20 protein-coding genes and 1 CRISPR repeat array are annotated in these 23,442 nt (G+C 50.3%); of the genes, 14 read left to right on the forward strand and 6 right to left on the reverse strand.

Translation table 11 applies throughout. The annotated features are described in order from the left end of the window. The first annotated feature begins 235 nt into the window (after positions 1-235). The 5 genes from PEH01S_RS26685 to PEH01S_RS26710 all read left to right on the forward strand — a co-directional run bounded on the left by PEH01S_RS26685 (position 236) and on the right by PEH01S_RS26710 (position 6,008). Positions 236-901: a hypothetical protein gene (locus tag PEH01S_RS26685; protein WP_127489097.1), complete on the forward strand. Its 666-nt coding sequence runs from the start codon at positions 236-238 to the stop codon at positions 899-901. Between the two features lie 1,475 nt (positions 902-2,376). Next, entirely contained in the window at positions 2,377-2,928 is a 552-nt protein-coding gene (locus tag PEH01S_RS26695) for a TetR/AcrR family transcriptional regulator (protein WP_246063073.1), read from the forward strand. Between the two features lie 65 nt (positions 2,929-2,993). Beyond that, on the forward strand, positions 2,994-3,863 hold the full coding sequence (locus PEH01S_RS26700) for an NAD(P)-dependent oxidoreductase (RefSeq protein ID WP_127489099.1): 870 nt from the start codon (positions 2,994-2,996) through the stop codon (positions 3,861-3,863). Between the two features lie 70 nt (positions 3,864-3,933). Further along, positions 3,934-4,986, forward strand: coding sequence for an LLM class flavin-dependent oxidoreductase (locus PEH01S_RS26705; RefSeq protein WP_127489101.1), 1,053 nt, complete (start codon positions 3,934-3,936; stop codon positions 4,984-4,986). A gap of 83 nt (positions 4,987-5,069) precedes the next feature. Then, positions 5,070-6,008: an alpha/beta hydrolase gene (locus PEH01S_RS26710; RefSeq protein WP_127489103.1), complete on the forward strand. Its 939-nt coding sequence runs from the start codon at positions 5,070-5,072 to the stop codon at positions 6,006-6,008. A 322-nt stretch (positions 6,009-6,330) separates the two neighbouring features. After that, a CRISPR array of direct repeats spans positions 6,331-7,162; the repeat unit is 30 nt; unit sequence GTTTCAATTCCTCATAGGTACGTTCAAAAC. A 316-nt stretch (positions 7,163-7,478) separates the two neighbouring features. Here the strand turns inward: PEH01S_RS26710 and PEH01S_RS35900 are convergent. Then, a complete protein-coding gene (locus PEH01S_RS35900; RefSeq protein ID WP_127489105.1) occupies positions 7,479-9,215 on the reverse strand; it encodes an ABC transporter ATP-binding protein in 1,737 nt (578 codons plus the stop codon). Positions 9,216-9,368: 153 nt separating this feature from the next. On the opposite strand from PEH01S_RS35900, the gene PEH01S_RS26720 reads away from it, so the two are divergent. From PEH01S_RS26720 to PEH01S_RS26740, 5 genes are all read left to right on the forward strand, one after another. Further along, complete coding sequence (locus PEH01S_RS26720) at positions 9,369-10,811, forward strand: ABC transporter permease subunit (RefSeq protein ID WP_127489107.1); 1,443 nt, start codon at positions 9,369-9,371, stop codon at positions 10,809-10,811. Positions 10,812-10,823: 12 nt separating this feature from the next. After that, positions 10,824-12,332 (forward strand): ABC transporter permease, encoded by a 1,509-nt coding sequence (locus PEH01S_RS26725; protein WP_127489109.1) that lies wholly within the window; start codon positions 10,824-10,826, stop codon positions 12,330-12,332. A gap of 140 nt (positions 12,333-12,472) precedes the next feature. Next, positions 12,473-14,302, forward strand: a complete 1,830-nt coding sequence (locus PEH01S_RS26730) for an ABC transporter substrate-binding protein (RefSeq protein WP_127489111.1) — start codon at positions 12,473-12,475, stop codon at positions 14,300-14,302. Between the two features lie 92 nt (positions 14,303-14,394). Further along, complete coding sequence (locus PEH01S_RS26735; RefSeq protein ID WP_127489113.1) at positions 14,395-14,850, forward strand: hypothetical protein; 456 nt, start codon at positions 14,395-14,397, stop codon at positions 14,848-14,850. A 6-nt stretch (positions 14,851-14,856) separates the two neighbouring features. Next, positions 14,857-15,300, forward strand: coding sequence for a hypothetical protein (locus PEH01S_RS26740; protein ID WP_127489115.1), 444 nt, complete (start codon positions 14,857-14,859; stop codon positions 15,298-15,300). Between the two features lie 65 nt (positions 15,301-15,365). Here the strand turns inward: PEH01S_RS26740 and PEH01S_RS26745 are convergent, their stop codons facing one another. Both PEH01S_RS26745 and PEH01S_RS26750 read right to left on the reverse strand, forming a co-directional pair. Next, on the reverse strand, positions 15,366-16,007 hold the full coding sequence (locus tag PEH01S_RS26745) for an NAD(P)H-dependent oxidoreductase (protein WP_127489117.1): 642 nt from the start codon (positions 16,005-16,007) through the stop codon (positions 15,366-15,368). 43 nt (positions 16,008-16,050) lie between these two features. Beyond that, entirely contained in the window at positions 16,051-16,524 is a 474-nt protein-coding gene (locus PEH01S_RS26750; RefSeq protein ID WP_127489119.1) for a carboxymuconolactone decarboxylase family protein, read from the reverse strand. Positions 16,525-16,719: 195 nt separating this feature from the next. Between PEH01S_RS26750 and PEH01S_RS26755 the strand changes: the two genes are divergently transcribed. Next, entirely contained in the window at positions 16,720-17,589 is an 870-nt protein-coding gene (locus tag PEH01S_RS26755; protein WP_127489121.1) for a sigma-70 family RNA polymerase sigma factor, read from the forward strand. A 139-nt stretch (positions 17,590-17,728) separates the two neighbouring features. Here the strand turns inward: PEH01S_RS26755 and PEH01S_RS26760 are convergent, their stop codons facing one another. The 3 genes from PEH01S_RS26760 to PEH01S_RS26770 all read right to left on the reverse strand — a co-directional run bounded on the left by PEH01S_RS26760 (position 17,729) and on the right by PEH01S_RS26770 (position 19,853). Further along, the gene (locus tag PEH01S_RS26760; protein WP_164828048.1) at positions 17,729-18,538 is read right to left on the reverse strand and encodes a DUF4367 domain-containing protein; all 810 of its coding nucleotides are present in this window, start codon (positions 18,536-18,538) and stop codon (positions 17,729-17,731) included. An 87-nt stretch (positions 18,539-18,625) separates the two neighbouring features. Next, positions 18,626-19,150 carry a sigma-70 family RNA polymerase sigma factor gene (locus PEH01S_RS26765; RefSeq protein ID WP_246063074.1) on the reverse strand — a complete coding sequence of 175 codons (525 nt, stop codon included), beginning with the start codon at positions 19,148-19,150 and terminating at the stop codon, positions 18,626-18,628. A gap of 199 nt (positions 19,151-19,349) precedes the next feature. After that, the gene (locus PEH01S_RS26770; RefSeq protein ID WP_025849479.1) at positions 19,350-19,853 is read right to left on the reverse strand and encodes a MarR family transcriptional regulator; all 504 of its coding nucleotides are present in this window, start codon (positions 19,851-19,853) and stop codon (positions 19,350-19,352) included. 587 nt (positions 19,854-20,440) lie between these two features. Here PEH01S_RS26770 and PEH01S_RS26775 point away from each other — a divergent pair. The 3 genes from PEH01S_RS26775 to PEH01S_RS35185 all read left to right on the forward strand — a co-directional run. Then, a complete protein-coding gene (locus PEH01S_RS26775) occupies positions 20,441-21,469 on the forward strand; it encodes a pyridoxamine 5'-phosphate oxidase family protein (RefSeq protein ID WP_246063075.1) in 1,029 nt (342 codons plus the stop codon). A gap of 93 nt (positions 21,470-21,562) precedes the next feature. Continuing rightward, positions 21,563-22,327 (forward strand): NRDE family protein, encoded by a 765-nt coding sequence (locus PEH01S_RS26780; protein WP_307720128.1) that lies wholly within the window; start codon positions 21,563-21,565, stop codon positions 22,325-22,327. Between the two features lie 895 nt (positions 22,328-23,222). After that, positions 23,223-23,442: hypothetical protein (locus PEH01S_RS35185; protein ID WP_218032717.1), on the forward strand; the 220-nt coding region annotated here is incomplete at its 3' end.

The raw sequence follows: 23,442 nt of genomic DNA on the forward strand, positions 1-23,442 counted from the left end.
ACTGTTTGTTTCGATAATCGCCTAATTCTTACATGAAACACATCGATTCGATAATTTTTTACAAAGTAGAAGCGACTTATTGGTAATCACTGTAATTACTTTGCTTATATCAAGTAATCAAGAGGATAAAAAATAGACACCTATTCCTATCCCATATTTTGTATAATTATGATATTTTTAGATTGTTCAATTTGATGCGCACAAATTGTTCAAAAAAAAATCGGGAGGATTATCCATGAAAAAGTTTTGGAAAGTATCTGCAAACGCCGTTCTCGCCGCTGCGCTCGTCAGCTCCGTCGCCTTGGTGACACCTGCACAAGCTGCTACTGTATCGCAAGATTTCAGCCAAGTTCAAGTTGATACAAAACTGAAAAACAACGTGTTGACGAACATTTCCGCCATGTCTGCATATATTACAACAGGGGAAGATGGCTTGCTTCGCATTGACCAAAACGCTGTCAATATCGTAGGAAAGGAAACTTTTGAGGTCTATGAGAGAGGTGTAGCTTCACTAAACAAAGCCATTTCTACTGAAGATATCAAGATCGCTAATGGAACGCTTGTGGTTGATAAATCCCAGCTAACAATTCCGAGCGGTTCTCAGATTTCCCCAGCGGCCTATGGTAGCTTTTATTGGTGGGGTTACGCGCTGACTTTGACTCAGCAAGAATCTGCTAACCTCGCATATAATCTAACACAATCCGGTACCGTAATGGCAGCGGCTGCGGCAATTTCTGGTTTGATCCCTACTCCTCCGACAAAGCTTGTGCAAGCTATCGCTTATGCCGTGTCGTTGGGTGTTGGTCTTCTTGCCAACAAAATCAATTTTGAAAATAAAGGAAATGGTGTTACACTGAATATACACTATGTTGGTTTCATCAATGTCACTTCAAATCCCTAATGACAAGGAGGTGAACGCGTGATACTCTCAGTAACAGCCGTGATGATATGCATGATACTGGGATATTCGATTTTGTCTCTTTTGACTCTGAAATTTATACTGAAAAGATTTTCTGTAAATGTTCCTTTCATTGTATTTTCTTTTATCCTCATCGGGCTTGGGCTCTTTCAGCAAATTCAACAGGGAAGAGTTATCCCCAGTACAAATTTCATTTTGATTCTGATTCTTGGCTTTACGCTGAGGATGATATTTACGAAGAAGTCTAAAAAAGTACACTAAAAGTTTGCTTTCCCCTGTCAGCATAGCCGACGGGGGTCTTTTACTATTGTTCCAGTTACCCAGACGGACTCCTCAGCTCGTTCACTAGCCATTGAATATAATCGGCCTGTTGCTGATAGCCGCGGCAGTGGTGCCGTCCCCGGCACGCTCCGTCTCCTGCCGTTTACGTCCAGCTCCTTCCATGTCGGCTCATCCATGTACCGATAATCGTATTGGCTCCCCCTGCATCAAGCATTGGCCTCCTTGTCGTATTGTTCAAGCGAGTAGTTTGCAATCAAATTCATCAACTTTCGTATAAATCCGGGTCGGTCGCATAACCGCACGCGCAGCATTTCCGTTTGCTCCTGTAGCGATTGAGCTGCGCGTACTCGGTGGTAGCGGCTCCAATTGAAAAGTAAGTCCTGATCCCTGAAACAATCCTCGTACGTTCAAAACGACACAATGGATTGGAAAGAATTGCTGGCGCAAATGTTTCAATTCCTCATAGGTAAGTTCAAAACGAGAGACTTAGCAGTTTTGTCAAGTCCAGTCTTCCAAGTTTCAATTCCTCATAGGTACGTTCAAAACGAGTCGCCAATCTTCCTTTGGTCCTTCGATCGGTGAGGTTTCAATTCCTCATAGGTACGTTCAAAACCCGCAAAAACGCCGCAATGACGCCATTTTTCACATATAAAAAAAACAAATCTCACTCACGCCAACTACCAAAATGTCTGTTCTCGCGCGGCCCTCGTTGTCGTCGATCCCCCGGCTTTTTTGCAGCATTGGAGGTCGACGACACAAATGCGCAGTTCCATTATAAAGCTTTACCCGTTTTTTTCCAACAGAACTCAACTCTGCTTTGGTTTGTTCCTATATCGCTTATGCTAATTCTACCTCTTTAGTGTCCTTACCTTCAATTTTTTCTAGCGGCTGAACACAGAGAACGGAACCGACTCCTAATTTTTTCGTTATAACTCCCGCCCGCTCTCCCAAACCCTACCTAAACCTCCCCTTCAGCAATCGCCACCCAATGACCCTTCTTCACTTTAACGAAGCAGCGACTTCGTGTAGGCATGCTGCGGATTCTCATACTGATCGAGACAGGCAGACAGTTAAAAAGCAAGTCTTCTTTCCATCCTTTCTGGACTGATCGGTTCAGATATGTTATATTTCAATTACGGGAGGTGTTACTCATCGCTAGGACAAAAGAGTTTAACGTGGATCAAGCGCTACACCAAGCAATGCTGTTGTTTTGGAAAAAAGGTTACGAGGCAACAAGCATTCCGGAATTGCTGCAAGTTATGGGCATTAGCCGATCCAGTCTTTACGATACTTTTTCCGACAAGCAAGCATTGTACATTGCTGCACTGGAACATTACAAAAAGGTTAGCTTCAATAAACGGGTCATTCTTGAACGGGCATCAAGTGTTAGAGCAGGACTTCGACAATATTTTGAGCATCATATTGCGTCAGCGTACGATACCAGCCTACCTGGCGGATGTTTTGTAACGAACGCAGCTACAACATTGGAGTCGCCGGATGAAAAATTAAATGAATTGATAAAGACCAGCTTTTCGAACTTAGAACAGGCTTTTTACAAACTTTTGGAAAAAGGCCAACAATCCGGCGAAATCGATAAAACTACAGATATCAAAGCGTTGTCTTACTTATTGCTAAATTTACATCAAAGCGTCAATGTTATGGCAAAAGTAGAGCCGGATCAGCAACGCGCAAAGGACATGATAAGAATTGTAATTGAAGGAATATAATTTTTTTGACCATATTGGAACGATCGTTCCGTTATCGTATTCATATTAAATAGGAGATGAGACTTATGAAAGTATCGTTTATTGGGCTTGGAAATATGGGCTTTCCAATGGCACAAAATTTGTTGAAAGCCGGTTATGAATTAATCATTTTTAATCGTACCCCTGAAAAAGCGGAACCATTAATGCGTCAGGGAGCACGATATGCCGAAACACCGTTGGAGGCAGCCAAAGAGAGCAATCTTGTAATAACCATGCTTTCTGATGATGCCGCTTTGGAGGAGGTCGTTAAGGGGCCGAATGGAATTCTGAAAGGATTGCCGGAAAATGGGATTCATATATCTGCAAGTACGATAAGTGTAGATCTGGCTCGGAAATTATCTACCGCGCATGCAGAGAGAAAGCAACACTTTGTGTCCGCCACGGTCCTGGGGCGTCCGGATGCTGCTAAAGCAGCTAAATTACGGATCATTTTGGCCGGTCCGGAACAAGTCAGACAACGAGTAATTCCTGTTTTGGCAGCATTGGGTCAAGAAATATTCGAGATTGGGGATCATGGCGAAGAAGGAAATGTTGTAAAAATAGGCGTAAACTTTTTAATTGCTTCGATGCTGGAAGCCTTGTCGGAAGCGCAACTGATGGTGGAAAAGCACGGCTTAGAGCCGGCCCGCTTTATGGATGTCGTGAATGCTCTTTTTCAATCTCCGGTGTATCAGAACTATGGAGCGATAATGGCAGAACAGCGCTTTGAACCGGCCGGTTTTAAAATGAAGCTTGGGCTGAAGGATGTTGAACTGGCTATAAAGGCAGCGCAGTCCGTCCATGCTCCTCTGCCTCTGGGCCAACTTATTCATAATCATTTTTCTGTAGGAATGGCCCGAGGTTATGGTGAAAAGGATTGGACGGCTTTAATCCGTTGTCTAGAGCATTCTTCTTAAAAATTGGGGTTGCCCCGAATCTCTGTTGGGCGTAGTGCAGGAAAAAAATCAAAAAAAGGGGAGATGAACCATGGAAATAGGTGTTACTTCGTTCGTAGAAACAAAGCCCGATATTGAGACAGGTATAGTGATAAGCCACGCGCAGCGAATACGTGAAGTAATCGAAGAAATCGTTCTCGCCGATCGGGTGGGACTGGATGTTTTCGGCATAGGCGAGCATCATCGGGAAGATTACGCTGCTTCTTCACCGGCGGTTGTGTTATCTGCTGCTGCGCCTCTAACTAAACGGATTCGGCTGACTAGCGCTGTAACGGTCCTTTCATCAGCCGATCCTGTACGTGTGTTTCAGGATTTTGCTACGCTTGATGGCATCTCCGATGGACGTGCCGAGATCATAGCAGGCAGAGGCTCTTTTATTGAGTCTTTTCCGTTGTTTGGTTATGACTTACATGATTATGAAGAGTTATTTAATGAAAATATCGAACTGCTTCTGAAATTACGGGAATCCGAGAAAGTAACATGGAGGGGAGGCCATCGGCCGGCGATTCATAATCTTGGTGTGTACCCGCGCCCCGTTCAGGATTCTTTACCCATATGGATTGGCAGCGGAGGTACCCAAGAGTCCGCCGTACGTGCAGGTCTTCTGGGCCTGCCATTGATCCTCGCGATCATTGGTGGAAGTCCGACGCATTTTGCACCGCTTGTACAGCTTTACAAGAAGGCCGCAGCCCACGCTGGGCATGATGTATCACGGCTTCGGGTGGGGTCTCACTCAATCGGATTCGTTGCAGAGGATACAGAGCTGGCGGCAGATACATTTTTTCCGTCTACCCAGGCCGGTATGAATAAGCTCGGCAAAGAGCGAGGGTGGGCGTATTACGACCGGTCCAGTTTTGATGCGGCCCGACGTTTTGAAGGCGCATTGTATGTTGGCGATCCGGAAACGGTTGCCCAGAAGATCATCCACCTGCGCAAGCATGTAGGCATTACACGTTTTATGATGTATGTACCCTTAAGCACGATGCCGCATGAGCTGGTCATGCGGGCCATCGAGCTGCTCGGAACCGAGGTTGCTCCACGGGTAAGAGAGGAAATTGCCAAGTGGGAGGCTGAGACGGGATAAGGAGTATCCATTTAATCATCAATCAGAACACGAGAATGAATGAAAATCCAGTTTCGTTTCATTATATTACCGGGGGGATTTACATGAAGATGGATAAACGTATACTGCCGGAATTAAGACAGGCCTTTGCGCGATTTCCAGGGTTTCAATTGGAAGAGAATTTGGAGTGGAGCAGAAGTCTGGTGTCGGCTCCGCCTGTGAAGAAGTCAGAGCATGTACACACAACCAGTCGAATCATTCCGGGTGCTGCGGGTGAGATGCTGGCTAAAATTTACGAACCTGCCGGACGAAAGGGTGACAAGCTTCCAGCCATGCTGTGGATTCACGGAGGCGGATATGTGATGGGACATCCTGATATGGACGACGAGTTGTGCGAACGCTTCGTTCAGACGGCTGAATGCGTTGTCGTGTCGGTGGATTACAGGCTTGCTCCCGAGAACCCTTACCCAGCAGCTATCGAAGATTGCTATGCTGGTCTGGTCTGGATGACAGAGGAGGCGGAATCGCTGGGAATTGATGTGAACCGGGTTGCGATTGCCGGCGCAAGCGGAGGCGGCGGGCTGACAGCAGCGCTCGCGCTGATGGCACGTGATAAAGGCGGACCATCCATTATCTTTCAAATGCCGTTGTACCCGATGCTCGACAACCGTAACATCACGCCATCAAGCCATGAGATTACGGAAGATCGCGCAATCTGGAACCGAACCAACAACTTGGAAGCTTGGAACATGTACCTGGGCGAGGAGAACGATGCCAGCGGGATATCTCCCTATGCGGTACCGTCGAGAGCGGGGAACTTGGCAGGGCTGCCACCAACCTATACATGTGTAGGTCAGCTCGATCTGTTCCGAGATGAGACGATCGAATATGTAACGCGGCTTGCACAAGCAGGTGTAAATGTCGAATTTCACCTGTATCCCGGATGCTTTCACCTTTTTGAAAAATTCGTTCCAGAAGCGGAAGTGAGTCAGCGCGCCGTTCAAAGCTATATGGATGCGATGGCCCGGGCGCTTCATACTTAATCTATTCAGATTGTAAGAATCGACACGGATATATGCAAAGGCCGCAAAACAGCTTCCATTGGGGTCATAATGAAACCATTAGTTTCAAGGGAGCATTTTTTTCCAAGGAAGAGGATGCTCTTTGATGCAGGTTTATCACCAATCATGTTGCTCCGGATACAGGTGTCAACCCGTAAAGACTTTTCTTTCTTCGAACCCATATCCTCTTTTTCGAAGCTCTAGATGTTGGGAATCCGAAAATATGCCTAACTGGAACAACTTCGACTATGACGTCCGCAGTCGCCGAAGGATGTTTCAAGATAGGACGTAAAGGAGCTTTCGAGTTTAAATTCCAGATAGGTACGTTCTAAACAAAGCTTACCCATCACCGTTCTTTTGAAAGAACCTGTTTCAATTCCTCATAGGTATGTTCAAAACAATCAGCTCGTGAAGCAGGCTAAGAAAGCAAATGGAGAGTTTCAATTCCTCATAGGTACGTTCAAAACGCTAAATGGGCCGCGATCGGGCGGAAGGTCGGCGAGTAGTTTCAATTCCTCATAGGTACGTTCAAAACTTGGCAAAAACGCTTGCGACAAGTTTAGTTGGATATCCTGTTTCAATTCCTCATAGGTACGTTCAAAACACAGGAATAAGTGCTGCGGAGATTTCGGCCATATTCGGTTTCAATTCCTCATAGGTACGTTCAAAACATGAACGTGCATCCTTCCATGAGGGCAGCCTAGTGGAGTTTCAATTCCTCATAGGTACGTTCAAAACGACAACGGTGTCTGCCCGGACTATAGATAATGCAGGGTTTCAATTCCTCATAGGTACGTTCAAAACCGTTTGTACGCTTGCTTACACTTGGTCGGTCTTAGTTTCAATTCCTCATAGGTACGTTCAAAACAGAGCTGAGAGGCGGAGGGAAGCGAGCAGACAGCCCCCGTTTCAATTCCTCATAGGTACGTTCCAAACTAATGATCGCTACCTCGGAAAAGTTAGGTTTGGAGGGTTTCAATTCCTCATAGGTACGTTCCAAACGAGCGGCAGAAGAAAGAACTGGCCGAGAAGATCCGGGTTTCAATTCCTCATAGGTACGTTCCAAACGATAGTGATCGGCAGGTCAAGCGTGATTTCGCCTTGAAGTTTCAATTCCTCATAGGTACGTTCCAAACCCGTAAAAACGCCGTCGTTACGCTATTCCCACATATCCAACAAACACTTCTCCCTTACGCCAGTTACCAAAACCTCTGTTCCCGCGCGGCCCTCGTTGTCGTCGATCCCCCGGCTTTTTTGCAGCATTGGAGGTCGACGACACAAATGCGCAGTTACATTATACAACGTTGCCCGTTTTTTTCCAACGGAATTAAACTCTGACGCTTTGGTTTATTCCTATGGCTTAAGCCAATTTTACCTCTTTAATATCCTCGCCCTCAATCTCTTCCCGCAGCTGAACATAGCGAACGGAACGGCTCCTAATTCCTAACTCCCCTACCCTTCAGCAACCGCCACCCAATGCCCCTTCTTCACTTCAACGAAGCGTGAGCGCTCCAAGCCGTACGAGTCCGCCTTCGAGGATTCCTCATAAGCGGTGAACGACTTCCGCGATTCCACCTTCGGATCGGGAACCGGGATCGCGGCCAGCAGCGACTTCGTGTAGGCATGCTGCGGATTCTCATACAGCTCCTCGCTCTCCGCCAGCTCCACGATTTTGCCTTTGTACATTACCGCCACGCGGTCGCTGATATGCTTGACCATCGACAGATCGTGCGCGATAAACAGATAGGTAAGACCCAATCGCTGCTGCAGCTCCTCCAGAAGCTTCACGATCTGCGACTGGATCGAAACATCCAGAGCCGACAACGGCTCGTCGCACACGATAAATTCCGGCTCGATGGCTAGGGTGCGCGCGATGCCGATCCGCTGGCGTTGACCTCCCGAGAATTCGTGAGGATACCGCATAGCGTGCGCAGGGCTTAGGCCCACCATATCGAGCAGCTCTTCGATCCGCTTCTGCCGCTCCTTTTTCCCTCTTGCGACCCGGTGCACGTCCAGCGCTTCGCCAATGATGTCGACGATGCGGAGGCGAGGGTTCAGCGAGGCGTACGGATCTTGGAAAATCATCTGCATGTGGCGCCGCATCGTCTTCATTTCACCGCGGTTGAGCCGGTTCAACGCGATCCCCTTGAAAAGCACCTCGCCCCCGGTAGGCTCGTTCAGACGAAGAATCGCCCGCCCCGTCGTCGACTTGCCGCTCCCGGATTCGCCTACGACGCCAAGCGTCTCGCCGGGCTGAATATCGAAGCTGATATCGTTCACCGCCTTGACGATCTGTCCTTTCCCGAGATCAAAATACTGCTTCAGCGACCGCACCTCCAGCAGCGGACGATCCTCGGCCGACCTCTTGATGAGCGGCACGGGCTTTGGCTTCTTCTTCTCGTCCAACCGGGGCAGCGCGTTCAGCAGCCGGATCGTATAAGGATGCTTCGGCGAGTAGAAAATCTCTTCCGTCGTGCCGGTCTCGACGATCTCGCCTTCCTTCATGACGACGACGCGGTCGCACATGCCGGCGACAACGCCAAGATCGTGCGTTATCAGGACGATCGAGGTGCCGAGCTTGCGCTGAAGCTCCTTCATTTGGTGCAAAATCTGCGCCTGTATCGTGACGTCCAGCGCAGTTGTCGGTTCGTCGGCAATCAGCAGCGAAGGACGACAAGCTAGCGCGATGGCAATCATCACCCGCTGACGCATGCCGCCGGAAAATTCATGAGGATATTGCATATACCGCGTCTCGCTATACGGAATGCCGACCATCCGCAGCATCTCGACCGCTTCCCTGCGCGCCTCCGTTTTGGAGAGCTTCCGGTGCTTGATCAGACTCTCCTCAATCTGCTTGCCGATCCGCATGGTCGGGTTGAGCGAGGACATCGGGTCCTGAAAAATCATTCCGATCTCCCGCCCCCGGATCTGCTCCATCTCCTGTTCGGTTTTATGGGCCAGATTCTGGCCTTGGAACAAAATCTCCCCGCCCTTCACCATAGAGGGCGGCGAAGGCAGCAGACGCATGATCGTGCGAGCCGTGACGCTCTTGCCGCTGCCGGATTCTCCGACGATCCCCAGCGTCTCGCCCTTGCGTACCTCGAAGCTCACATTCCGTACGGCTTCGACTTCCTTATCCCGGGAATAAAATGAGACGGATAATTGGTTTACCTGCAATAACGTATCCATAAGTCACCTGCGTCGAATCGTAGATTTTGAAAACTCGGCATTTTGTCGTTAGTAATTGTTGACATTTTCCAACCCTCATCATAAAATCTACTATATCAATAGGAATAATGCAAATTTAAAATTACTAATTTACTTGAAAGGGAGCGCACTAGCTTGACAGGGCAAACGGTCGTCACAGGTTCCCGTTTCGTTGACCGGGTTGGGAACATCTACTCCAAAATGCTGCTGCATCCGACTTACTGCTTCCTGCTGCTGCTCGCAGGGGCGCCCGTGAACATAATCGCAGGTATCGTTTACCTCTATCGCTGCAAGCGGGACGGGCATCGCGAGCTGCGCCGAAGTCTGGAACGTAAGCTGCTGGAGTCCGGCTACCGGGACCGGATTTTAGCGGAAACGAAGGAGCAGTTGACCCGGAAGCATCGTTTTTTCAACCAGCAGGTCGATCAGAAGCAGTTGGAGCATGAAGCGGAGCGCATAACCGCCGAGAAGTTCAAGGAAGCTCTGCAACGGCAGGTTGAGGCTCATCTGGAGCAGCATCACCAGACACGAGTCTCGTTTGCCGAGACGTTCCGGATGTTGATCCGTCACCCGGCGTTTCTGGCTGTGACCTTCCTGCCGGGCATCCTGATGTATGCGCTGATCGGGATTTACGGGAATGCTTATCTGAAATACATCGTGGAGCGGCTGGTCATGACGGTGCTGGTCATTTTCGGCGTCGCCTTCCTGGTCTCCACCATCCTGTACATATCGCCGATGGAACCGGCCGCCAATATTCTCGGGGAAACCGCGACCGCCGAGCAGATCGCCGCATTCAAGAAGCTGTACGGATTGGATCAGCCTTATCTGGTGCAGCTCTGGGATACCCTAAGAGGCATCCTGACCTTCGATCTCGGCAAGTCGTTTGCCGGCAACGAGGAAGTTACGACAGCCATCGCCGCAAAATTTCCCGTGACGTTGACCCTCACGGTGATATCCACCATCGTCGCGGTGCTTATTGCCCTGCCGATCGGGATTATATCGGCGACGCGGCCGAATTCGTTTTTCGATTATACGTTTATGTTCATTGCGCTGCTCGGCTTGTCGATCCCGAACTTCTGGCAGGGCTTGATCTTCATCCTGAACTTCTCGATCAAGCTGCAATGGCTTCCCGCTACCTATAGTCCTGAGAACTGGCTGTCGATGATTATGCCGGTGATCGTTCTGGGGACGGGATTAACGGCGGCGGTCGCGCGGATGACCCGTTCTTCCACGCTTGAGGTCATTCATGAGGATTACATTACGACCGCCAAAGCCAAGGGGTTGTCCCGCAGGCGCGTCCTGTGGAGACATGCGGTAGGCAACGCGCTGATCCCGATCATTACGGTCATCGGACTTCAGTTCGGCGGAATGCTCGGAGGTTCGGCCGTTACCGAGAAGGTTTTCAACATTAACGGCATCGGGAGCTATATCGTGGACAAGCAGTTCATCCCGGACATTCCCGCGATTATGGGCGGCGTCGTTTATACCGCGATCGCAATCTCTATCGTCAATGTCGTGATCGATATTTTGTACGTGTTTTTCGATCCAAGAATCCGTTCAAAAATGAAACAATACTAGCAGGTGGCAGCCGTGAAAACAATTCAATCCAACAAACATGAAGCCCGCTTCCGGCTGGCCTCTTGCCCGGAATACAGTCAAGCCGGTTTTTCCGGCACCGCTTCGCTCGGAATCGCCTTAGTTCTGCTGCTGAACAGCTACGATGGGTCCGGCGCGGCCTGGAAGCCGGCCGTCCTGGCTGCATGCGCCGCCTATCTCGTTTTTGGGCTGCTGCAGTTAGCGGTTAGGTTTCTGATCAAAAGAGACCTGCTTCGCAGCGGCGAGCTGCGGCGGGGCACTCGCCAATTAGGCTATGTGCTGCTGCTCAGCTTGCTGACGGCCAATATCTTCGTCGGGACGGCGGCTTTCCAACTGATCAGACGCAAGAAAAGCGCCGCCTACACGTTGGCCTTTTATACGCTGCTTACGACCGTGTTCGTCTTCGCCGTCTCGGCCTTGAACGTATTCAAGCCTTACGTCGCCAATACGTTCCTGCAAGGCATGGCGCTGCTCCTCGTGGCCGTCGTGCTCCAGTTGGCCGCCTTGGTGCTGGTGGCGCGCTATGCGGAAGACAAGCTTTTGCCCAAGTGGATGTGGATCGTCGCCATCGTGCTGTTGGCGACCGCCGTAACAGGCAATCTGTTCGCCCTGTTTCTTGGCCTTCTGCTGATCGCCAAGCTGCGCGACAAAGAACAGCTGTCGGACTCGAAGCTTAACCATGCCGTCGAGCGCTTGTCCAGAAGCTCCACCTCGATGCTCGGCCTGTTTTTTATTTGCTTCCTGACTACCATCGCCGTATGCAGCTACCTGACGTTCGATTACGGCATGGCGATCGACAACAACTACGGGGCGATTTTGCAGCCTCCGAGCTTGGCTTACCCGCTCGGCACCGACAATTTCGGACGCGACCTGTTCTCCCGAATCGTATTCGGCGCGCGGATCTCGCTGTTCGTCGGCTTCTTATCCACGCTGATCCCCGTCGTGGTCGGGGGATTGCTGGGTGCGATCTCCGGTTATTTCGGCCGGCAGACGGACAACGTAATCATGCGGGCGCTCGACATCCTATATGCTATTCCCGGCATCCTGCTCGCGATTGCGATCATCGCGGCGTTCGGCGCCAACACGATGAATCTGATTCTAGCGCTGAGCGTCGGAGCAATCCCCGCTTACGCCCGGACGATGAGGGCGAACGTCCTGCTCGTCTCGACGCTCGAATATGTGCAAGCGGCACGGGCTTTCGGCTCCGGCGACCTGGTGATTTTGTTCAAGCATATCATTCCCAACTCGATCTCCCCGATGATCGTCAAATCGACGTTAACCATCGGCAGCGCAGTCATCTCGACCAGCAGCTTGAGCTTCCTTGGGCTCGGCGTCGAGCCGCATATCCCGGAGTGGGGCAACATTCTAAAGGTCGGCAGCGCGTATCTGGAGTCGCATTCGTTTACAGCCATCTACCCAGGTCTGGCGATCATCGCGCTGGTCCTCTCCTTCAACTTCTTGGGAGACGGTCTCCGCGACGCGCTCGATCCGAAGCTGGAGTAAGGCTGACGGTACTGGCAGACAACACATTCGGAATCCTCATCCATACTCCATCTCCTTTTCAGGTGCTTAAAACCTGAGGGCGATGAATAAATGTATGTGAGTTCATATTTTAAAACTTTTTTTCACCAGGAGGGACTTCCATGAAGAAAAAGGGGAAATTGCTCATTCCCGCAATTCTCGGCGTACCGCTTATGCTGAGCGGGTGCACTTTAACAACCAAGGACGAACAGGCGCAATCCAAACCATCGTCAGAGCAGCCGGCCGGCGACAGCAGCCGCGCCGATATCGAGCTGCTGGCCATGAGCTCCGCGGAGACGGACGTGAACATCATCCGCGATCAGCTGACCAAGAACGGCTTCAACGTCAAGCTGAGCCTTCAGCCGGACTACGGGTCGTTCAAGGCGCAGCAGGACGCAGGCAATTACGACATCGCCTTGTCAAGCTGGACCACCGTAACCGGCAACCCGGATTACGCCGTGCGCTCGCTGTTCAAAACGGGCGGCGACTACAGCATCTTGGCCGACAAGGAAATCGACGAGCTGATCGAGAAAGCTTCGACACAGACGCAAGCGGAATACAAAGATACGTACAAACAGCTTGAGCAAAAGCTCGTTTTCGACAAGGCCTATATCGCGCCTCTGTACATCTCCGTCAAATCGCAAGCTTTTAACCAGGAGGTTCTGAAAAAGGATTCCGTGCGGCTGTCGAAATCCCGCTCCCTTCCGTGGGAAGAACTGGATTTCAAGGATGAAGGGAAACGCGCGAAAGACCCGATTATCCTGCAATCCACGCAGCCGACCTTGACGTCGCTCGACCCGATCAAAGGAAACGACGGTTCGATCAACATCATCAACACGAATATGTACGTACGTTTGCTCAACCTGACAGATGACGACAAGCTGACCGCCGAAGGCTCCCTGTCGTATAACTTCGCCATTGCCGAGGGCAATACCGATTATTATTTCATCCTGCGGGACGACATCAACTTCGCGCAAATCAAGGATAAGCAGGCCGTCGATACGGGCGAGCGCGTAGGCGCGGATGACGTCATCTTCTCCCTGCTGCGCGCGAAGGACAAAAACTCGGTGCCGAACCATCGCACGTACACTTTGCATGAGCACATCAAGAACGCGGAGCTCGTCACCGATCCGGCTGTTCTGGATTCGATCAAGCAATCCGGCAGCTCTGAGACGGTAAAAAGCGGTCTGGAGAAAGGCCTCGGGGCCAAAATCTCCGCTCTGGTCTCAGACAAGAAGCAAGCCAACAGCAAAGAAGGCAAATATCAGGTCGTGAAGCTGACGACAACCAACCCGTTCCCGCAAGTGCTGAACTACTTGGCTCACCAATCGGCGGGCATCGTATCCAAGAAGCAGGTCGAGAGCATCAACACGTATGAGGTAGCCAAATTCGACGTCAACAAAGACATCCCGTACGGCGATCAAAACACGGTAACCGAAGGCGCCAAATACAACAACACCCTGTTCACGAGCGGTCCGTACATCCTGTCTTACAAGAACGATTACGAAGCGATCTTCCTCAAAAACCCGGCTTACATGCCGGGAACGAAGCACGAACCGAAGGTGAACAACATCAAGATCCGCTTTATCAAAGACGCCGACAGCTCGCTGTCCGCGCTGCGCAGCGGCGAGATTCACCTGTTCTACAGCGTGCCGGAGACGAAGTTCGACATCGTCAAAAGCGACAGCAAGCTTTCGCTGCAAACCATGCCGAGCAACGCTGTCTCGTACCTGCTGTTCAACACGAAAAACCGTGAAGTGGCGAAAAGCGCCGATCTGAGGAAAGCGGTGCTCTACTCCATCAACCAAGACGAATTCCTCGCTTACTACAAAAACAATAAATTCAAAGCCGTATCGACGGTCAGCCCGATCGTCCAAACCGGTCTTGAGCTGAAAGCCGATGCCGGCAAAGTCAAAGAGTTCCTGAATGCTTACAAATCTGGCAAAAAATAAGAATTTTAACGATAATGAAAAGAGACTGCCTCAAGCGGGCGGTCTCTTTCTTCACAAATTTGCGAACGCCTATAAATAAGGAGCGATCATCGATGTCTTCTTCCGATAAAAGTAAAGTCAAGCTGTCGCAGTGGGATGCCCTCATGCTGGAATCGTTAAACGCACACGGTTGGTCCAAGGAGGAGCTGCTTCGCCGCATCCATGCGGGCGAGCTGCCTCAGGACGAGAGCAAATTCAAATTCGACTACAAGCTGCTGACCGCGTCGGCCGCAAGCGATCCCGCCGTCTTCGAAGAGGCCGTCTGCAACGGTTACCAGATCAAGTTCAGCACGCTGCGGGGGATCTCCAGTTGGATTCTGCTCGCCTTGGGCGAGGAAGCCGAGCTCAGCCTGGAGCCCGGACAAGAGGCGGTCTCCGCCAAGCTCAGTGTAGAACAGCGCGACCGCCTGGCTTCGACGCTGTCGTACGGCTGGGTCATTCACGGCGAGCATACAGGAGCGGCCGATGAGAAGTCGGACTACCGCATCGAGCCGCTGAATCGCTTCTAACGAAATGTGCAAGACAGTAGTGTTGATGCAACAAGGCTGCCGATTGTTTTCTTCGGCGGCCTTTTTTTCTCTAAATCCAACAAGTCGATGCCTCTTGCCAATCAGCCTAACGCCGGAGATTCGATCCATATTAAACTCGTCAATAATTTAAACGACACCGCTTCCCTCTACATTAACGGAATTGAAGCTTACACCTTGCCTGTACAAAACGCCGGTACTTTAAAAGCCCCGAAGAAGGTAAAAATGGTTCATACGACCCAAGATAATCAAGACAAGAACAGATATAAAAACGCAGCATTTAGTAATGTGCAAGTCCAAACCTCCAAAGGCGGACCCTACACCACGTTTCCCACGAACATAACGCCTGTTTTCCCGTTCCCTTCCGGCAAAGGGGACTATGAAATTATTAGAAGCAATCCTCTGGCAACGACGTTGAAGGCCGGAAAATAATCAACTGTCATGAGAGTGGGTTATGCCTCGAAGGCATAACCCATTTTCTTGATTTATACCAAACGTTAGAATCTTAGGGCAACCTCACGCGCTTGTCGAATGGCCTTTTCTTTTATCGCAGGTTCTTGCTCGGGTTTCGCAGCCATCCCTTCAACAAATATTCCCTCAAAGCCAGGAACTCCAACAAAATCCATAATGACCTTCAGGTGCCGGTGAGCCATTTCCAAGTCTGCATCCTCCGAGCCTGGTGACAAGAAGCTGCCGCTTGCTTGAATATGCACGGCTTTTTTATCGCTCAGCAAGCCAAGCCGGCCGAGATCCGGCAAATATTTGAAGGTTTTACCCGCTATGCAAATGCAGTCGATGTATGACTTCATGACGGGTGGATACGAATAGTTCCAAATCGGAGTAACAAATACGTATTTGTCTGCGGCAACAAATTGGTCAACCAACTCACCGATCCGGCCTAGTTTCATTTTCTCCGGCTTGGTCAGGTTTTCAAAGGCAATCTCCTCCTTCAGCTTTCCCCAACCGCTAAAAACATCTTGATCAAGCTGCGGTATATCCGTTTTATACAGATCAAGATGGATCACTTCATCATACGGATTTGCGGAACGATACGCTTGCACGAACTCTTTCCCCACTAACATGCTGTACGATTTTTCATCATCATGTGGATTTGCCGTAATATATAGCACGGTTGCCATAATGGAAGTACCCGCTTTCACTTATTTTTGAGATTCGTTGCAACTATTTGCCCGCGGAAACCGCAGCAATCTGCCTTGTAGAGACGTTAAACCGATTCCAGAGGTTGGCTGTGGCGATCCCGGCGATCAGGGTAGCCAGTGCAGCGACATCGAAGTGCCGGGCCGCCTCATTGAAGATCTCATCCGGCACCGGGTCTTCCCGGTCGCTGAGCCGGGTAACCGATTCACTAAGCGCAAAGGCAGCACGCTCGGCGTCATTGAAGCAGTTCGTCTCACGCCATGCCGGCACAGCCAATAGACGCTCTGTAGATTCGCCTGCCGCCAAGGCATTGCGCGAATGAAGCTCGACGCACACGCTGTCCCCATTAATTTGGCTCGCCCGAAGATACGCAAGGAAGAGCAGACGGTTCGGAATGCCTGTTTTCTCTGCGGATGCAAACAGGGCTTTGCCCAGCGCTTGTAAAGCTTGGGACGCATCGGGTACGATCATAGCAGGACTTTCCATTCTTGATTTCATGTGAAGCACTCCTTTAATTTGGATTAGAACCGTTTTTAGGCTCGTTACTAAGCTGACGGGTCGGCCCCCGGGAAGTGTGACAACATGTTTTCGAGAAAAGAAAAAATTAACGAATGATCGGCGTCTTGTCGCATTGTTCCGGTTGCATTCGTCAGTATTTATAGAGGCTTTTATTTTGCGCGAGGAGGTTGAATGATGACCGAACAGGTTGGATTGGCCAATACGTTCGAAGCACACCGGAAGCACCTTCAAGCCGTGGCTTATCGATTGCTGGGATCATGGAGCGAAGCGGAGGACGCCGTACAGGAGGCTTGGCTGCGCCTTAGCCGCGCGGATGGAAGTGGCATCGAGAACATGGGAGGATGGTTGACTACCGTTGTTTCGCGTGTATGTCTGGATATGCTGCGATCGCGAAAATCCAGGCGTGAAGAATCGATCGAAACTCACTTGCCCCATTCTTTTACGGGCGAAGAAAATATCATCGATCCCGAACAAGAAGCTCTATTGGCTGATTCTGTTGGTATTGCCCTGCTGGTCGTGCTCGGTAATTTGAATCCTGCGGAACGCATCACGTTCGTGCTGCACGATATCTTCTCTATGCCCTTCAATGAGATTGCTCCTATTGTAGGAAAGTCGGAGAGCGCGACAAGACAACTGGCAAGCCGGGCACGCCGCCGGATTCGCGGGGCGAAGGCACTGCCGGACGCCGACTTCGACCATCAACGCGACGTTGTTCAGGCTTTTCTCGCAGCGGCTCACTCCGGCGATTTCGAACCACTTGTCGCTGCGCTTGATCCGGACGTTATCCTTCGTGACGATCGTCAAACCGGATCTTCAAGAGTAACACGAGGAGCGGTCGCACTAGCGAAACAAGTTTCGGGACGTGCTCACAAAGCAGCACAACTAGCCCTCGTGAACGGACAAGCAGGAATCGTCGTGGCTCCGCGAGGCCGATTGCTCTATGTACTCAAATTTACAGTGAATCGTGGAAAAATTACCGAAGTCGACCTGATCTCCGATCCTGAACGCATAAGCCAGCTTGCTCTGGCCGTGTTGAGCGATTGAGCACAGTTATGCTCTGCCCGTTCGTGAGTGGCGGCCGTTGTCTGAGCTGCATTTGCGGCATTGCTTTTTTCTTGACACGAAAACTGCCGCCAAAAACCTTTGGCAGCAGTTCTCCGTGCCTTTTTACGTGACCTGTTTCTTACCGACGAATGGATTCGGCAATTTTGATGATCTCTTCCCGCTGAAGTTCTTTTCCCGTCAAGGCATACAGAACGCCGCCCGCTTCCCAATCAAGCGTGTGCTCCCCAGACATAATCGCATCGGTGCCGTTGATTTTGACTAAATCGATCTTGTTGGTAGTTGCTGCGGAAAAAGCAGTCTCTTCATCGGCAAAACGCTGCTGCATAAACAATAGTTTGCCGGTCCTTTCGTTTACGTAATAAATATTGATGTATTTGGCGTTGCTTACCGTACCGTCTTCATCCTCATAAAACTCGGCGCGGTCAAACGCATAGCCTTCGGGCAAATAGCTTGGTAATCGCACGTCGAAAGCCGTGTATTGGTTCAAATTTTCAGGGTCTTTCACTTCAAGCGTATTCACCTGGGGCGGCTGTTCCCCTTTTTGCGTAACGACGGCTTGTTTTTTCATTTCATCCGAAAGAACTGCCCTGTCGGGTGTAGGTTCCATCTGCGAGACCGAGATATATCCAAGCGATATCGTGTTTATGATTTTGTTGATTAATTCGGATGCAGAGGAAGGCTGAACCGCAAACAGACTAATGCCTCCCACAATAGCAAGCGATGCTACCGTTACCGAGAAACGCGCTCTTATCTTCCGCTTCTTCATTTCTTTGGTCTCCTTCTCGTTGAATTTGCTGTTCATGATACGGCGATAAACAACCTCTTTATCGCTTTTCTTGCTGTAATCTCGCTCCGCCAACATCCGGCTTACCTCGAGAAGAGGCTTAACCTCCGTATGGATGGGGTCACTCGATTTCTCTTGCTGCAAGAAGGAGTCCATCTCTGCGGAAAGTGATTACGCCTTTTTTGTTGACTCATTCCGACTCCTCACTCTCCAGGATTTTTCTCAATTTTTTCATAATGCGGTAACATTGGACGCCGACATTGTCCTCGCTAATGCCAAGCAACTCCGAAATTTCCGTATTTTTAAGCTCTGCTCCGAATTTGAGGGCAACCATATTTCGTCCTTGGCGCTCAAAGCATCCAAAGCTTTTTGAAGGTTGTCGTTAAACTCCCGTTGGATGAACAAGCTTTCCGGTCCTTTGCTCCCCGATACAAGCTCCTTGAGTCCTTCAAGCGAAAAGAATTTGTGCCTTTTTTGCCTTCTAAAATAATCGTTGACTACATTTCTGGCCAAAGCGAACAGCCAAACTTCAAAGGGAGACTTGCCCGGGGAATAGGTATCGATCTTGTTCAAGACTTTCTCAAAAACCTGGCTGGTCAAATCTTCGGCCGTGGAATGGCAATTTACCCGATAACCGACATAGTTATAGATTCTTTTGTAGTATGTTTCGAAAATATACGTAAATTGGGATTCGGCATCTATCCGGTTAAACGCCTCCTTAGGGATAGAAGGATGGACAATCGCGCGCTGTTGCAAGATGAACCTCCTTTCCTGGAAAACCTGCTTAGCTAAGTGGTTCATATGTAAGTACGCCTGACCGACCGTTTCATTACACCTCGATATCCAAAAAATAAAGCGGTTATGGAACTCCTGCTTTAGACACAAATAAAGCATCTCTTATTTTTCATAAGAAGCTGCTTGGGCATATTTTTTAAGCGCAGGAAATGCAAAGGAGTCACGGTCCCCGGTCTCCCTTAAGTTCTTGGTTTAGATGATCGATCATCTTCTGGGAAAACTTCAGCACCGCCTGCAGCTCTGTTTCCGAAAAGGAGTCCAAAATGCTTAAAAATCGGCGATCGATCTTTGCGTGCATCGCTTCGTGCGCTTCGAAAACGTGTCTGCCCTTGGACGTCAGACTGAAGTATACTTCTTTTTTGTTGTCGTTCAGCCGGCTTCGCTTGATGTATCCTTCCGCATGCAGCTTGGTGCTGATTTTCGTAATACTCGCTTTCGACAAGTTCATCTTTTCGGCAATGGACGTATTGTTGATCGGCTCGTGTTTGCCGATACACTCGATGACGTGAATGCTGGTCAAATTGTTCGGAAACGCGGCTAGTCCCAGCAACCGTGCCTGATCGGCGAACTCATCCAACTCGGTTTCGACCGTTTGCTCGACCAAATGAGAAAAATGGAGAAACTGGCCGTAAATCAATCGCTTAAGTCCCTCGGAAGAATCCATTGCGCATCCCTTTCCTTCGAAATTTTCCAATTTGATAGGCTTCCTCAAATCATATATCACAACCGGTCAGATCTATTGCAGCAAACCGTCGAGAACGGCCGCAATTCTTTCCTTGTCCGGCACACCGGGCCTTCGGCAGTATTCACGGTCAAACCTCCATTCACAGAAAGAAACGTTTACGCCGGGCTTCCTCTCCCATGCGGGCAGCTTGAAATTCGAATGCCACGCCTCTCTCTGATCAGCGTTTCCTCATTGTTCTCTCTCGCGAAAAATAGTTAACTTATAAACAAAAATAACACAGTCGACGATGACAATCAATAGCGGACGTCAGTCCGTTCATCGTGTCCAATGCGGAGACAGCCGCACTCGCATCCAGTCCTGAGTACTCAATTTTTACTGCAAGTGCTCCCATCTCTGCTCCCCTTCTCCAATGAGGTTGGTTATTACACGAAATGAAAAAATTGACAGAACACACCTCCTTCATTTATTATTTACTAGTAAACAATCCTACACACATAACAGCATTCATGTCGTCAATTGTATGGATAAGCATCGTTCGGAAACATGAATATCGAGGAGTGGTAGTGATGGAATTATTTAATCCAAAAACCGTGATCGATACGGTCGAAGCACTTGAGGCGGTCGTAGGCGAGATTCCGCTTCTGATGACGTTAAAGGCAATCGACCATCTTGACGAAGGCGCAATACGTTGGATTGCCGCATCGCCACTTTTATTCGCCGGGTTCGGCGATGGCGAAAAGATCGGAATCACCTTAGGCGGTGGCCATTCCGGCTTTGTAACTGCCGATACGCACGAGCTTCGGGTGCCGGCCGCGATGCTCGACGACCCTGCGCTGGCCAGGCCCGGCACGGGTTTCGGTTCGCTGTTCCTGCTTCCTGACACCGGGGAGACGATGCGCGTCAATGGTCGGGTCGTAGATGTCATCAACGGTGAGATTCGCATTCGCGTTGAGGAGTGCTTTGGTCATTGCGCCAAGGCGCTGATCCGCTCCGCTTTCTGGACGGCCGCACCCGACGAAAGCTCGCCGCAGGATGCCGTTAACTTCGTTAGCGCCAGCCGCTTTATGGCACTGGCGACAATCGACGCAAACGGCCGCGCCGACCTGAGCCCGAAGGGAGATCCAGCCGACAAAATGGCGCGTGTTGAGAAAGGCTGCGTTTGGTTCGCCGATCGGCCGGGAAATCACCGCACTGACAGCTTCCATAACATCATCGCGCAGCCGCATGTCTCGGCATTGTTTTTAATCCCGGGGTCGGCCTATGTTGCCCGCGTCTCGGGAACCGCCCGGATGACGACTGACGAGGCAATACGTGCAAGCTTCGTCGTTCAGGGCAAGACACCGGCGCTGGCTATCGCCATCGAAAGCAACAATATCGAGTTGAGCCGGAGTCCCGCCCTCTTGCGTGCCAAGCTCTGGCCGGTGCCGGAGCCTACTCACGGTATCCAGCCCACAAAGATATTCCTTGAGCATATGAAGATGAACAAGGACAAGAGTTTAGAAGCGAAACTCGCGAGCGAAGCCCTGTCGAAGCCCGGGTTTCAGGATCAGCTGGAGAAGGAGCTGAAGAAGGAATACAAGGACAACCTCTACTAATCCGGCGGCTACCGGTTTGAGCCTTTCATTTGGGATATTTTCTCTTGCGCTTCCATGATGTTATAATGCATACGATAACGATGCGGAAAGGCCGTGATTGGCTTGTGCTTGATCTTGTTCGCTTATCGGGTGCATCCCGTTTATCAACTCGTTATGGCCGCGAACCGCGATGAGTTTTATGCCCGTCCGACGGCGCCAATTCATTATTGGACGGATCATCCTCATGTGCTGGCCGGACGGGATTTGCACCGGAACGGGACGTGGATGGGCGTGACGAGCGGCGGCCGATTCGCCGCTTTGACGAATTATCGCGATCCTGCAGAGCAAACCGAGGGTAAGCGATCCCGCGGACAGTTAGTCTCCGGCTATTTAGTCGGGAACGAATCGCCCCTGGCTTACGCGGAACGCGCCGCCCGCGAACGGACAGCATATCCGGGGTATAACTTGTTGGTTGGCGATCCCAACGAGCTTTATTATTATTCGAACATAGGGCATGAGATTCGAAAGCTCCAGCCCGGTGTTTACGGGGTAAGCAACCATCTGCTGGACACCGATTGGCCGAAGGTAACGAAAGGGAAGAAAGGATTGAAAGCGCAGCTCGAGGGCTTGCGGGAGGAGCGTGTCGATGCGTTGTTTGAACTGCTTGAGGATGCGGATCCGGCACCTGACGATGCGCTGCCCGCCACCGGCGTGCCGCTGCAGTGGGAGCGTCTCCTCTCTTCGATCTACATTCGGAGCGATCATTACGGAACGAGAAGCTCTACGATTTTATTGATGACGGACAATGAGCTTCACTATATCGAACGAACACATTCCGGTGAACGCATCCAAGACCGCAGACATTCGGTTGCGTTCTAATTGCCGCAAAGCCTCTCGAAACGATCTCGAGAGGCTTTTTTTGCTTGGCATGTTCTGCCGAGCCACGGCGCATAATCGAGTGGAATGACTCCCGCTTAAGCCTAGGTTCATTCCTTCACAGTGAAGGGGGAGCAAAGATCGCATCGTCATCTTTCCTCAGCAGCTCAAGGAAATGCTGGCAACGTACGCCGAAATTCTCCCGGTGCTATCGAGTCTTTGATAGACGAACGATATCTTCTTTCTCTAACCGCTGATTTAAAGGGGCTTGCTAAGCAAATTCTCGCCATGCCTACCATGGTGACAGGATACATCAGGAGAATATTTTTCCCGGTTCAATTTGGAAGGTTCCAATCCCTCATAGGTACGTTCAAAACTGGATCATGGACTTTTACATACACCGGTAAGCCATGTTACAATTCCTCATAAATTGAAATGCATCTATATTAAATCCGAGTACATCTTTAAAACCCTAGATTATCAAGGGTTTTTCTTGTTCGTATCCGTTCCTAATCCGAGTGAATTTTGTCCCCGTTTTGTCCCCAACTCCTCTTGGGGTGAAGCCTGCCACCAGCTTTCCCTGTTCTCCGTTCTCATACTTGGAAAAACGTTACCCTTTCAGGATCGGCTGAAGTCCAAGAAATGTATTCTTCCTTCGCCAACTCTGCTAGACTCTCAAACAGACTCTCCCGGTTCTTCCCTGTTTTCCAGCAAAACTTATGTAAAGAAGGCATCCTTCGACGGAAAGCCCAATGAGTGGCAATGACCCGCAGCACTAACTGTTCAGCATCAGCAAGGATGACCTATCACCTGTTGTACGAGGTACTATTCGCTTTTAATAGGTTTTTGCTAAAACCAAACTCTAGTGTCTCAACATACTATGTTTCTATAAAGGAGTGTGAACTTAATATGGGTGGATTACCAGGCCCTTCTGGTGCTCCCGGGCCTACGGAGCTTACTGGACTTACTGGACTTACTGGACTTACTGGACTTACTGGACTTACTGGACTTACAGGACTTACTGGACCCACTGGACCTCCCGGCACTCAAGGACCTCCCGGCACTCAAGGACCTCGCGGCGTTCAAGGCTTCCAAGGGCCTCAGGGGGAACAAGGGTC

Origin of the sequence: Paenibacillus ehimensis NBRC 15659 (assembly GCF_004000785.1) — a bacterium.
Taxonomy (GTDB): domain Bacteria; phylum Bacillota; class Bacilli; order Paenibacillales; family NBRC-103111; genus Paenibacillus_G; species Paenibacillus_G ehimensis.